This window comes from Amycolatopsis sp. FU40 (genome assembly GCF_021903635.1).
Lineage (GTDB): Bacteria > Actinomycetota > Actinomycetes > Mycobacteriales > Pseudonocardiaceae > Amycolatopsis > Amycolatopsis dendrobii.
This window is the reverse complement of the sequence record NZ_CP091381.1, coordinates 7248608-7261010: the sequence shown is the minus strand read 5'-3', so window position 1 is coordinate 7261010 and position 12403 is coordinate 7248608. Positions and strand designations below refer to the sequence as shown.

Below are 12403 nucleotides of genomic sequence, written 5' to 3'. Positions count from 1 at the left end.
GCGCTGTGGGCGTTCGCCGTCCAGGTCAGCGTCGAGCGCGGGGCTGAGCTGGGTTCGTTCGGGGTCTTGGGCCGCGTTTCGGCCGCCCTCGAGCTGAGGACCTGCGCTCCGGCCGCCGTCCAGCACCGGGCTGAGCTGGGTCTGCTCAAGCCCCTGAGCCGCACCCGGCCCACCGCGCTCGGCTCCGTCCGGCGCGCCGACTCGCCCACGCCGCGGCGACGGAGCCTGCCCGTTGCGCCCTTGACCAGCCTGCTTGCCCCGCAACCGATCCGGCTCGAGCGCCGGGCTCAGCTGCGTCCGCTCAAGCTCGTCCTCAGGTTCCGCTCCGCCAGGCGTTCCGTCGAGATCACCGGGGCGTCGCCCGGCCGGTCCAGGGCCTGCCGGACGACGACGAGGCGCGTTCGGCCCCGGCACTCGGTGCCCGCCGGAGTCCTGCCCGGCCGCGCGCTGCCCGTCAGGCTCGATCGGCAGCCCGGCCGACTCGGCCCCGGCCATCGGCTGTCCGACGGCCTCGGGCGCAGCCGCCCGTCGCCTCGCCGGACCGGGCATTCGCGGCCCGCCTGTTTCCGGCCCAGGCACCCGGTGCCCGCCAGAGTCTTGTCCGGGCTTCCGCCGCCCAGCGAAGTCAGCTCCCGGCGCTCGCTGCCCATCGGGTTCGAGCCCTCCCGGCATCGGCGGCGCCGCCGAATCCGCAGCGGGCCCGGGGCCGCCAGGCATCCGCGGCGCTTGCTCGACGGACCTCCGCTGCCCCGCCGAACCGGGCCCGGCCAGCGCCTGCCCAGCGGAATCCGGTCCAGCCATCCGCGGCCCGTCCAGCTCCGGCCCAGGCAACCCGCCTGCGTCCGGCCCGGACACTCGCGGCCCGTCCACTTCCGAACCGGGCATTCGCTGCCCAGGAGCGTTCTCCGCACCGTGCGGACGCCGCGGCCCGGGCGGCTCCGGCGAAACCGGGGCCCCGCCACCTTGCCGAGGCCGAGGCGGAAGACCATCCGCCCGCCGGCGCCGCGGTCGCATCCCCGACTCCGGAGAACCAAGCTCGGCGCTCCCCGGCTGTGCACTGTCGTCCACCGCCCCAGGCCCGGACTGCCGACTCTGCGGCCCCGACCCAGCGGCTTCACCAGGACCAGGCCGAACCTGCCCGCCCGGCCCCACCGAAGAAGCGTCAGGACCGTCGAACTGCCCGCCGGGCCCCAGCACACGAGCCCCACTCGGCTCCCCGCGACGGCCAGCCCTCTCGGCCTGTCCGCCGGGGACCGCTTCGCCGGGCCGCTCGCTCAAACCGCTGCGACGTCCAGGCCCGCTCGGATACTCGCCAAGCTCAGAATCCGGCGCGGCATGCCTGGTCCCGCCGCGAACGTCGGCAGACGGAGCCCGCCGGCCACCTGGCATCGCGGAGCCAGTCTCGCCAAGCCCTTCACCCGACTCGTCCTGGTAGGCCCCAGTCTTCCGAGTCCGCGCGTCTCGGGCGACAGCATCCGGTTCGCCGACGCCGTCCGGCACCGCTCCGCCAAGAAGCGCACGCCCACCCACTCGCGCGGGCCCGGAACCATTGCCGTTCTCGACGTCCGAGCTGCCATCCCGCCGATTCCGACGTCCGCCTGAAGGACCACTGCGCCGGTCTTCGACCCTGTTGGCCGAAGTCCCCAGCGCAGGTACATCGTCAGCTGGCCTGCTGACTCCGTTGCTGAACTCGGAACCGTCGGCTACCTCCCGGCTGTGCCGATTGCCGACACCGCCGAGGCCATTGACCGGCCCACTTCCGCCAGCTGGCCCGGCATCGTCTGCTGCCGGGCCACCGTGTCGGCTGCCGCGCCCGTTCGCTCGCCTGCCGGCCGAATCAGTGTCGTTTCCAGCAGCCCCGCCGTGTCGACCGTCGACTTCGCCGACGTGCCCGTTCGTCCGCCCACCAGCTGATCCGGCGTCTTCCGCAGGCTCGCTGTGCCGCTTGGCCCGCCTGCCGGTCGAGCCAGTGTCTCCTCCGGCCGCCTCGGCGTGGCGGTTGCCGACCCCGTTCGCTCGTCCACCGGCTGGCGCAGCGTCGCCTTCCGCAGGCTCGCCGTGCCGCCCGCCAACCCCGTTTACCTGTCCATTTGCCAGCTCGCCCAGATCCGAGCTGGCTCCAGCGTGCCGACTGCCGGCCCCGTTGGCGTGCCCATTCGCCCGCCGTCGACCCGGCTCGGCAGGCAACCCAGCGCGACCGTTCGCCCCCGGGAAACCGGCGTCCGGTTCCGCTCGCCGTCGTCCTGGCTCGGGTCGCTCGGCATCCGCTCGGCGACGACCAGCCTCAGCCCGGCGGGTGCCCGGTTCCGCGAGCCGGCTCACCGGTTCCGCATGGCGGGTTCCGGGATCGTCGGAGAAGGCGGGGCGTTCGCCGGTGTGCCGCGCGACCACGTCGGACACGCTGATGCCGCCGTGAGTGTCCATCGAACGGCGGCGTCCGCCGCGGGGGCGAGCCGTGGTGTCGGAATGGCGACCGGTGCCGGGGGTGTTGCGCTCGTCGGGCACTCGGTCTCCTCTCGCACGTCAGGCGCCAGGCTGGGGCGGCTTACCTTTGAACACCCGACGGCTTCGCCGGGTCTCCCAGGACTCGTCGTACCGGGGGAGCTTTTCGTTATCGTACGGATACCCGCCGTTCGTGACGACACCCTCCCGCGAATTTCTTCACCATGCGTCGCCCTAAGGCGCACTGAAGCGGACGAACAGGTGAAGATCGGGTTCAGTGAATGGAGTAATCGCAGAGGTGCGTTACTCAGAGTGCGTAATTACCTGAGCGGTCTCGCGGTCATGGAAAGCGACCTTGTTGCGCCCCGCCCGCTTCGCGGCGTAAAGGAGATTGTCGGCTCGGTGGAGCTGGCGCGGTCCGGATTCGGTGCCGTGCGCGAGGCCGACGCTGATCGTAACCCGCAGGCCCGCCTGGAGTTCTGACCAGGGATGACGGGCAACTCGAAGGCGGGCGGCGTCGGCGACCCGGATGGCGCCCCGGTGATCGATTCCCGGCAGGACGAGAGCGAATTCCTCGCCGCCGTAGCGTGCGCAGAACGCATCGGCGGGCAGTCCCTCTTGCAGGAGATCAGCGACCCGGCAGAGAACGCGGTCGCCGAGAAGGTGACCGTACGTATCGTTCACGGACTTGAACCGGTCGAGGTCGACCAGTGCGACGGCCACCGCGGCGGGCAGTTCAGGCAGCCGCTGGTCGAGGTACCGGCGGTTGTAGCTGGAGGTGAGCGGATCGCGCAGGCTGCCCGCTCGCGCGATGTCGAGCGCGGAGCGCAGGTGCCGGTAGGCCCGCCGCCAGTCGCCGCGCGTCGCGAACAGGTCCGCGATGGACTCGTGCAACGTGAGCAAGTCTGGTGCGGTATCCCCCGTTCCGAGCTCGTCGTCCGTCGCCACTCTGACCTCCGCCACTCCATCGTTTTCGTCGTAAAGGAGCGGTGGCTTGAGTGATCGGTACGTACGAAGGTGAATTTCGCTCAAGTGGACGACGGACTTCCGCTGTTGTCACTCAGCGGAGTTCTTCGCCTCAGAGCGCGGAGAAGGGCTTTTTGTCCTTGAGCTGCGCGAATTGATCACGCGCCCAGTAACTCGCGTCAGTCGCCGGATCTGTGATCCACTGTGTGTAATCGGCCCAGGAAATCCATCGCCAGCCGCCCACTTCTTCGGGATTCGGCCGCGGGTCGACCTCCGTCCAGGCGGCGAACACCGGACAGAACTCGTTCTCCACGATCCCCTGGAAGGGCGGCGTGCGGTAGCGGTACGTGGGCAGCACGCACTCGAGGTCGTCGAGTTCGGGCAACCCGAGCTCGTATGAAGCCCGCCGGCGCACTGCGGTCTCCAGTGCTTCGGCGGGAGCCGGGTGACCGCACACGCTGTTGGTCCACACCCCAGGCCACACCTTCTTGTGCAGCGCGCGCTGGGTGATCAGCAGGGCGTTGTCCGAACGGCGCAGGACGTAGCAGGAGAACGCGAGGTGCAGTCGCGTCTCCGCGTGATGACTGGCGAGCTTCGGCCCGGTCTCCCCGGTCGGCACGCCGTCCTCGGTCACGAAGACGACGCGTTCGGTTTCGGCTTCAGTGCTGGTGTCCACTCCGGATACTGAACACCACGCACCAACCGGCCGATACCGCGAGCCGGGTGGCCGTTTCGCCCGATTCGAGTGTCAGACCTTCACACACCGCTCGAATCCCCAGTCCGCCGGACACCCAACCGAACGATGGCGCAGGCCAGCCCCGGTGTCACCGGCTGCCGAGATGCTCGACGATCAACGAGGTCAATGCCTCCGGCGCTTCCTCCGCTACCCAGTGCGACACCTCCTCCAGCATCTCGAACCGATACGGCCCGGTGCACCAATTCGCCGTGTCGAGCGCGGCGGTGGAACCGAAGGCGACGTCCTCTGTGGACCACACGTACATCGCGGGCACCGAGACCTTGCCGATCTTCCCGCCTGGACGGCCGGCTCGGTACCAGTTCAGCGCGGCGGTGAGCGCGCCCGGTTCGGACAGTCGCTGCACGTACTCGTCGATCTTGCTCGGCGGGATGCGCCGGTCGAAGATGTCGCGCAGCGCCTTGGCGTTGTCGGCCAGCATGCGACGCTCGGTCGCGGGGGTCTGGCGCCATTCCGTCATGTACGCCGACCGCAGGTGCTGGTCTTCGTCAGTCCGCATCGCCTCGGCGAGCGCGCCCGGGTGCGGAGTGGACACCACGGTGACGCTGCGCAGGCGCTCCGGGTGCTCGTCCGCCGTCCACCAAGCGACCGCGCCGCCCCAGTCGTGGCCGACCAGGTCGAACTTGCTCCAGCCGAGAGCGTCGGCGATGGCCACGACATCGGACACCAGTGTCGCGATGCCGTATTCGGCCGGGCGCTCGGGCCGCACGTCCGGCGAATAACCGCGCTGATCCGGCGCGACCGCGCGGTAGCCGAGCACACCGAGCGTCGCCACCTGGTGCTCCCACTCCACGGCGGCCTGGGGAAAGCCGTGCAGCAGCAGTACCGGGCGGCCGTCTTCAGGTCCGGCGGCGATGGCGTCGAAGGATCCCGCGTCGGTCGGGATGGTCAGCTGGTCGATCACGAGACGCACTCTACGGACTGGTGCCGACAGTTTTGGCCGGTATCGCGCCTGCGCTGTGATGTGAGCTACAAGGGAACAAATAAGTTGAGTCGTGCGTTGGCAACTTTGCAAGGCTTGGTCAGCGCCCCAGCGGCTGGCCGCAGTTGTCCGAAAGGGGATTCGACAATGCTGATCCGCACCGACCCGTTCGCCCAGTTCGACCGTCTGACCCAGCAGTTCTTCGGCGGTCAGGGCACCGCGCCGCGCTCCGTTCCGATGGACGCCTACCGCGCCGGCGACGAGTACGTCATCCAGTTCGACCTCCCGGGGATCGCCCGCGACTCCATTGACGTGAGCGTCGAGCGCAACGTGCTCACCGTCCGCGCCGAGCGCACGCCTGTCGCGGTCGAGGACGCGCAGGTCCAGGTGTCCGAGCGGCCGCGTGGCAAGTTCTCGCGCCAGCTGTTCCTCGGTGACACGCTCGACACCACGCGCATCGCCGCGGACTACGTCGACGGCGTGCTGACGCTGCGCATTCCGGTCGCCGAGAAGGCCCAGCCGCGCAAGATCACCGTCGGTGGCGCGCCGCAGGAGATCGACGCCTGAGGTCGCTGTACCCAAGTTGTCCCCAGGTTGTCCACAGTGGGTTGTGGATAACCTGGGGACAGTTGCTATCTGCGCAGGTGAACCCGGCTAGGCTTGCAACCGCCTGCGCACCAGAGGAGCGATCGTCCGGTTGAGGATCAAGTCTTCCGCGACGAGCGCACCGTCATCGAGCCCTAAGCGCTCGTCGGGCAGATGTCGGCGAAGCCCAGCGCGTAGTTGCGGATCATCCGGATGCGGTGGAGTTTGACCCGGCCCGGCCGGATGGAGGGGTAGCTGCGGTAGAGCGTGTAAAGCCACGCGACGGACAGCAGGCAGAAGGTGGTTTGCGCCGAGATGCCGTCGACTGAGAACGTCGCCGCCGCGACCGCGGCGAAGATCATGCTCACCACGTAGATCCGGCCGAGCACGCGGTGCAGTTTTGGCTGTCTGGCGCAATCTCGTCGCGAACGGGAACGGTCAGATCGGCAGCACCAGGCGCGCGGGCGCGGCGCGCAGCACGATCGTCAGGTAGGGCGAGGGGGTCGCCGGGTTGAGCGGGATCCGGCTCAGCGTCGGGCCGCCGGTCAGGTAAGTCGCGGCGGAGAACAGCTCGACGCCGATGGCGGACACCGCGACCGCGGCCCAGGCGACGGCTACTGTGGGAAACGGCGAAAGTCATCACGAAACCCCTGCTCAGACTGGCTTTGTGCAGGGAGCGTCTCGGGATGGCCGCGTCGGTGAGAATTGCGTACATCGGTGGTATGCGATGCGGTTGCCGCGGCTGGGAGTTCGTGGTCGCCTGTTGAGCTTCGCTGGTGCGCGCGGCGAGGTTTCCCTCGGACCACTGCCGTGTCTGCTGTTGCCGCCGACTGACCTGGTCGCGCTGGTCCCCACGTGGTCAGGGCGCGTTCGATTGCCCTGACCAGGTCGCGATCAGCCGCCGGAGTGCATGTCTTCGGCCTCGGGGACGCAATCGTCGTCCGGGTCGTCCAGCCAGCCGTGCGGGAGCGTCACCTTGCCCGGCGAGCCCTGCCGCCCGCGCGGTCCGGTCGCCGCGCTCGGGAACGGAGCGTCGTGGTCCAGCTGCGCGATCAGGTCGTCGAGCTGGTTCAGACTCGTCACCATCGCGAAGCCGCGCCGCAGCTCGGAGCCGACCGGGAAGCCCATCAGGTACCAGGCCATGTGCTTGCGGATGTCGCGCATGGCCTTGTCCGGGCCGTCGTGCTCGATCAGCAGCTCCGTGTGCCGCCGCAGGACACGCGCGACTTCGCCGAGGTTCGGTCCCTCCGGAATCTCGCGACCTTGGAAGGCGGCTTCCAACTCGCCGAACAGCCACGGCCGACCGAGGCAGCCGCGCCCGACGACCACACCGTCGCAGCCGGTCTCGGCGACCATGCGGAGTGCGTCGTCCGCGCTGAAGATGTCGCCGTTGCCCAGCACCGGGATGCTGGTGACCGCCTCTTTCAGTGCTGCGATCTTCGACCAGTCGGCCTGACCGGAGTAGCGCTGAGCGGCCGTGCGCGCGTGCAAGCTGACGGCAGCCGCGCCCTCGGCTTCGGCGATGCGCCCGGCGTCGAGGAACGTCTGGTGGTCGTCGTCGATGCCGACCCGGAACTTCACGGTGAACGGAACGCCGCCCTCAGCCGCCGCCTTCGCCGACTCGCGCACGATGTCCGCGAACAGCCGCCGCTTGAACGGCAGCGCCGCACCGCCGCCCTTGCGCGTCACCTTCGCGACCGGACAGCCGAAGTTGCTGTCCACGTGGTCGGCGAGCCCCTCGCCGACGATGATCCGGACCGCCTCGGCCATCGTCTTCGGGTCGACCCCGTAAAGCTGCATGGACCTCGGCTTTTCGTGCTCGCCGAAGGTCATCATGTGCATCGTGCCGGGATGCCGCTCGACGACCGCGCGGGCGGTGATCATCTCGCACACGTAGATGCCGGCACCGTACTCCTGACAGAGCTGCCGGAACGCCACGTTGGTGATCCCCGCCATCGGCGCGAGCACGACGGGAGGATCGACCTGGTAGGGGCCGATCTTCAACGTGGGCGCGCTCAAGGTGGCAGTCACTCTTCCATTGTCGCCCGTGACGTACGGCACACGCATCCGGGCAGGTCGGCGGTCGCGAGACCATCTCGTGTCCAGCCTTGAGTAGTGCTACGGATCCGATCATCGTGCCGTTTCACCCACGCTGTCCGGTATGACCACGGAAGCTGCAACGCTCCACCGCCTGGCCGGCGAACTGGACGACCTCGGCCGCCGCCTGACCCACGTCGGCGCGGAACTTCGCGCAGTGCGCCCCGAGCCTGAGCCGGCCACCGACCAGCCCGACGAGGCATCCGTCCTGGACACGGCCGCGGGCTCCCAGCCGACGCCGGGCCACCCGGGCGGCCACGCCGAGCCGGCAGCGTCGACCGGGGAGGCGTCGCAGGCGGATTACCCGCTTGGCGGCACTCAGCCCGTCGGCTCCGGCTACCCGGCCGCGCCAGGCTTCGGCTCCGACGGCCCGGCTGCGCAGGGGCCTGCCGACAAGGCAGTCCCTTCCGTCGCGCCGGAACAGGCTGCCGCCCTGCCAGATCAGACTGCCGCTGAGCCGGACCAAGTCGCCCCTGCGCCGGACCGGACCGCCGCTGGCCCGAACCAGGCTGCTGCGCCGGGCGAGACCGACGCGCCGGACAAGACGACCGCGTCGGGCAAGACCGCGGCGCTGGGCGAGCCGTCCGCGTCGGGCAAGACCGCGGCGCCGGGCGAGCCGTCCGCGTCGGACAAGGCCACCGCACCGGGCGAGCCGTCCGCGTCAGGTCGCCCTGCCGAGCCGGGCACAGCTGCCGAACCGGGCGATGCCGTCGCACCGGGCCACCCTGCCGGACCTGGCCAGCCTCCTGCACCTGGCCACAGCTATCCGACTGCTCCTGGTCACTCGCCCGCCCAGGGCTACCAAGCTGCGCAGGGCACGGGTCCGTACCTGTACCCGGCCTACTCAGCCGCGCATGGGGCAGCCTTCCACCCCCACCCGGGCTACTACGCGTACAACCCTTACGCAGCAACGTATTCCGCCCAACCCATGGCTGGCGCGACCCACCCGTCGACGCCACAAACCGGGACTGGGCAACCCGCCTCTGGCGATGTTGCAGCCGGACAGTCCGCCGCCCAACCGAGCCACGGGCAGCCGACCGCCGACCAGTCCGCTCAAGGTCACCCGCAGGCAACCTTCCAACAGTCACCGTATGGCCAGCCGCCATACGGTCAGCCGCCTTACGCTCCGCCGCTTTACACCCCGCCTCCGACGCTGCGGGAGCGACTCGGCCGTGAAGGTGCCGGTTCGCGGCTGCTGGCGTGGGTCGGCGGCGCGGTGACGTTGCTCGGGGTCGTCCTGTTGCTGATCCTGGCCATCCAGCGCGGCTGGCTCGGACCGTTGCCGCGGGTCGCGGTCGGTGCTGCGTTCGGCGGGATCCTGGTCGGCGCGGGTGCTTGGCTGCACCGCAAGCCGGCGGCGCGCACGGGAGCATTCGCCCTTGTCGCCACTGGGATCGCGACGCTCTACCTTGACACTGTCGCTGCCACCTCCTTGTTCGATTTCTTGCCGGTTCCCGCCGGGCTCGCGGTCGGCTTGGCGATCGCGGTGGGCGGACTTGTGCTTGCGGTCAAATGGGATTCCCCTCTCCTGGCGACTGCCGTGGTGGGAGGATGCGGAGTGTGTGCGCCCCTGATCACTTGGGGCTTCACCGATGAACTCGTGACGTTCCTTCTCATGATCCAGATCGCGACCGTCCCTGTCCAGCTTCGACGGTCGTGGTGGCCCCTTTCGTTTACTGCGGCCATTCCTCCCTTGACAGCGGCGATGATCGGTATCGGGCTGCGCACGTTGCCGGTGTGGGCAGTGCTCGCCGCTGGTGTGGCCAGCGCGGCGGCAGCGCTGATCTCGTTGCGGCGCAATGACAATGAGCCCTACTCGCTGTCCGTCCTGGCTGTTTCCCCGCTGCCGATCCTGGTTGCCGCGCTGGTTCTGCACAGGCCGGAATCGGTGCTTCTCGCGGGCGGAACGGCGGCCGTGCTCATCGCGACCTGGATCCTCGTTCGAGGGAATTCCGGTACTGTCGCGGGAATCGCTGGTCTCGTCGCCGCGATGCAGGCGACCGTCACGCAGTTCGATGGCGGGGCTGTCTTGCTTGGCGAAGCAGTAGTGCTCGCGTTCGCGGCGAAGTTCGCTCGAAACCGTTTCGCGCTAGGCGGTTCTCTCGTCTTCGCCGTGATCGGTGGACTGTTCGCGCTCGGGTCGGAGGTGACCCCGGCGCTGCTGGTGCTCCCGCATTGGCATCCGCGAGACCTTCTCCTGACCGCGCTGGCCTCGGCCGCGCTTCTCCTCGCTGCGGCGATTGCGTTGCCGTGGGCGGCAATTCGGCTCGATGTGGTGAAGTCGGCCAGTCTTGCGCCTTGGCTGCCTGCGGGATTGTGCGCGCTCTACGGCGCTGCTGGGCTGGTGCTCGCCGCGTCCATGCTCGTAGCCCCTGGTCGCGTCGGATTCCTGGTTGGCCACACGCTCGTCACGGTTTCCTGGACCGTGGTGGCGTTCGTTCTTCTTCTGCGGGGGATCGAGGTGGTCGCGTTGCGGATCGCCGGGCTGGTGTTGGTGGCCGCTGCTGTCGCGAAGCTCGTGTTGTTCGACCTTGCCGCACTGGACGGGTTGGCTCGCGTGGGCGCGTTCCTCGGCGCTGGGGTGATCCTGCTTGTGGCGGGTGCCCGGTACGCGAAGGTTGTCGCGTCGCGCTGAGCTTGCGGGAAGTCCCCCGATCCGGGGAATCGAGATTGATCTCGGATCGGGGTTTTTCCTTGTGTGGCAACAAAAGTGAGTTGTCTCAGGGCGGTGGTTCTAGATGGTGCGTGAAGGTCGGCGGGGCAGAACTGTCGGTGGCTCGTGGTTACCTGGGAAACCTACCGAGGAGGTATCCGACCATGACCTACACTCACGACTCGAAACTCATTGAACGCGCGGGCGAATCCGTCGCCTGGCTCACCACCGTGACTCCCAGCGGCCGCCCCGCGCCGCGGCCGGTCTGGTTCGTGCTCGACGGCGAGGACATCGTGGTCTTCAGCCGGCCAGGCACCGCCAAACTCCGGCACCTCGCCGCCAATCCCGAGGTGAGTTTCCACCTGAACAGCGACGAACACGGCGGGAGCATCATCGTCGTCAACGGACGTGCGCACATCGACGAGGCCAAGGCCTCCGAAGCGCCCGGCTACCTGGCGAAGTACCAGCGGCATTACGCCGGTATCGGGTTCGCCGATCCAGCGGCCTTCGACGCCGACTACTCCGTGCGGATCCGGATCGTGCCGGAGAAGTCCTGGGGATTCTGAGGGCGGCCCCTTAGAAGCCGACGTCCAGGCAAGCCAGCCGTCCACCCGCGGTTCCGGCGTGCCCGGGGTTGGTGTGGGTGTGGGTTTCGTGGATCACCACGGACTTCGCCCGTCGTCCGTCGAATGTCCAGTCCACAATGGAGGTTGCATGACCGATGCCTGAGCGATCGGTGGTGAAGTCGAGCCAGATCTCGTTGCGCGGGTTGGCGTAGGCCGGATCCACCGACGGTTTCACCGGGTCCGGCACGTGCTGGAAGTGTCCGCCCGCGGCGTCACCGGTGGCGCCGCAGGAGTTGACGTGCGCGTGTGCACCGTATTCGTGCTGCGGCAGGAGGCCGCTGATCACCAGCACGGTGGTGGTGCCGACGCGACTGGCGGACAGGGCGGAGACGTGCGCCTTGGCACCGGCGGGCACGAGATCCGGACGGTAGGTGACGGCATGGCTGCCCGGTGCGTATGCCTCGAATGTGCCGCGGGCGGCGGTGAAGTGCAGCGGAGAGGCTGTGGCCGGAGCGGCTGCGGCGGAAGTGGCCGAGAGGCTCGTGACGGAGAGACCGGCGGCGAAGGCCGCGGAAAGGAACTTAGGGAGGAAACGCATGGAACTTCTCTAACCAGTCGGTGCGTGCCGTGCCATGTTCTCCACTCGAACGTGTGGAGGTCGCCCGGATCTCGGGATGGCTTTCCCTGCCGGAGTGAGGTGCGTGGGGTCGCTGGGCGGGACAGCGTCGGGATCAGCCAGATTCAGAAGTTGGCTGGGCCGGACGAGGGACAGGTCAGACGTGGGCCTGGTCAGACAGGGCCTGGGGCTCTGTCCGGATGTGGGGCGTGAGGGCGAGTCCAGTGCTGGTGCTCGCTCGTGCTCGTCGCGGACAGGCTCCGAGGCGCTCTGGTGCGGTTCGAGGCATGCGCTGCGTGCAAGAGCGGCTGGCGAGGTGACGGAGCTCGGAACGGCGGCTGTGGCGGCCTTGCAGGTCGCCCGGCTGGCCTGGCGAGTTTTCGGGCCTTGCCGCCTTGGGTACTTGGCAGCGTGGCAGCGTCGGACTTGCCCGGCGATGCTTTGGCGAGCACCGGTGGAGCCTGACATGCCTGATGACCCGAACAGCGCCATGGGGTTTGACGGCCGTCGCGCGGACGACCACGAGCAGGCAGCCACTAGTGGGTCGGCCGAGGTCGGTGGGCCGTCGGAGAGCGGTCGGTCGGCGGACTCCAGAGGGCAGGCCAGCAGTGGCGGGTCGGCTGACGGCGGATCGAGCGGCGGCGGGCCGGCGGGCAGCGGCGGGCCAGCGCACTCCAGCGGGCGAGCGCGGGCTGGAGAATCTGCGCAGGTCCCTGGACCGCCGCGATCGAGCGGGTCGGCGCGGGCTAGCGGAGCGGCGGAGAGTGCCGGACTGGGGCAACCGACCGGGTCGACGCAACCC

10 protein-coding genes are annotated in these 12403 nt (G+C 69.3%); 3 read left to right on the top strand and 7 right to left on the bottom strand.

The genetic code is table 11. The features are described from left to right. Positions 1-2745: 2745 nt before the first annotated feature. From L3Q65_RS34110 to L3Q65_RS34100, 3 genes are all read right to left on the bottom strand, one after another. Positions 2746-3405 (bottom strand): GGDEF domain-containing protein, encoded by a 660-nt coding sequence (locus L3Q65_RS34110; RefSeq protein WP_182892708.1) that lies wholly within the window; start codon positions 3403-3405, stop codon positions 2746-2748. Positions 3406-3520: 115 nt separating this feature from the next. Beyond that, positions 3521-4084 (bottom strand): isopentenyl-diphosphate Delta-isomerase, encoded by a 564-nt coding sequence (idi, locus tag L3Q65_RS34105; RefSeq protein ID WP_182892707.1) that lies wholly within the window; start codon positions 4082-4084, stop codon positions 3521-3523. Positions 4085-4232: 148 nt separating this feature from the next. Next, positions 4233-5066, bottom strand: coding sequence for an alpha/beta fold hydrolase (locus tag L3Q65_RS34100; protein ID WP_182892706.1), 834 nt, complete (start codon positions 5064-5066; stop codon positions 4233-4235). 165 nt (positions 5067-5231) lie between these two features. On the opposite strand from L3Q65_RS34100, the gene L3Q65_RS34095 reads away from it, so the two are divergent. Continuing rightward, entirely contained in the window at positions 5232-5651 is a 420-nt protein-coding gene (locus L3Q65_RS34095; protein ID WP_134727607.1) for an Hsp20/alpha crystallin family protein, read from the top strand. 173 nt (positions 5652-5824) lie between these two features. Here L3Q65_RS34095 and L3Q65_RS34090 read toward each other — a convergent pair whose 3' ends face one another. The 3 genes from L3Q65_RS34090 to dusB form a co-directional block, all read right to left on the bottom strand. Then, positions 5825-6058, bottom strand: a complete 234-nt coding sequence (locus L3Q65_RS34090; protein ID WP_182892705.1) for a DUF2306 domain-containing protein — start codon at positions 6056-6058, stop codon at positions 5825-5827. Positions 6059-6107: 49 nt separating this feature from the next. Then, on the bottom strand, positions 6108-6260 hold the full coding sequence (locus L3Q65_RS34085; RefSeq protein ID WP_237597556.1) for a hypothetical protein: 153 nt from the start codon (positions 6258-6260) through the stop codon (positions 6108-6110). A 303-nt stretch (positions 6261-6563) separates the two neighbouring features. Then, positions 6564-7736: a tRNA dihydrouridine synthase DusB gene (gene dusB / locus L3Q65_RS34080; protein WP_182892703.1), complete on the bottom strand. Its 1173-nt coding sequence runs from the start codon at positions 7734-7736 to the stop codon at positions 6564-6566. 94 nt (positions 7737-7830) lie between these two features. On the opposite strand from dusB, the gene L3Q65_RS34075 reads away from it, so the two are divergent. Beyond that, positions 7831-10401 carry a DUF2339 domain-containing protein gene (locus tag L3Q65_RS34075; RefSeq protein WP_237597555.1) on the top strand — a complete coding sequence of 857 codons (2571 nt, stop codon included), beginning with the start codon at positions 7831-7833 and terminating at the stop codon, positions 10399-10401. 182 nt (positions 10402-10583) lie between these two features. Beyond that, positions 10584-10985 (top strand): TIGR03667 family PPOX class F420-dependent oxidoreductase, encoded by a 402-nt coding sequence (locus L3Q65_RS34070; protein WP_182892702.1) that lies wholly within the window; start codon positions 10584-10586, stop codon positions 10983-10985. Between the two features lie 10 nt (positions 10986-10995). On the opposite strand, the gene L3Q65_RS34065 is transcribed toward L3Q65_RS34070, so the two are convergent. Next, positions 10996-11583, bottom strand: a complete 588-nt coding sequence (locus tag L3Q65_RS34065; RefSeq protein ID WP_182892701.1) for a superoxide dismutase — start codon at positions 11581-11583, stop codon at positions 10996-10998. Between the last annotated feature and the right edge of the window lie 820 nt (positions 11584-12403).

What these genes read in the sequence shown, in the direction of transcription:
- L3Q65_RS34095 (WP_134727607.1), top strand. Translation starts at nt 5,232, where the DNA reads ATGCTGATCCGCACCGACCCGTTCGCCCAGTTCGACCGTCTGACCCAG.
- dusB (WP_182892703.1), bottom strand. Translation starts at nt 7,736, where the DNA reads ATGCGTGTGCCGTACGTCACGGGCGACAATGGAAGAGTGACTGCCACC.
- L3Q65_RS34075 (WP_237597555.1), top strand. Translation starts at nt 7,831, where the DNA reads ATGACCACGGAAGCTGCAACGCTCCACCGCCTGGCCGGCGAACTGGAC.
- L3Q65_RS34070 (WP_182892702.1), top strand. Translation starts at nt 10,584, where the DNA reads ATGACCTACACTCACGACTCGAAACTCATTGAACGCGCGGGCGAATCC.
- L3Q65_RS34065 (WP_182892701.1), bottom strand. Translation starts at nt 11,583, where the DNA reads ATGCGTTTCCTCCCTAAGTTCCTTTCCGCGGCCTTCGCCGCCGGTCTC.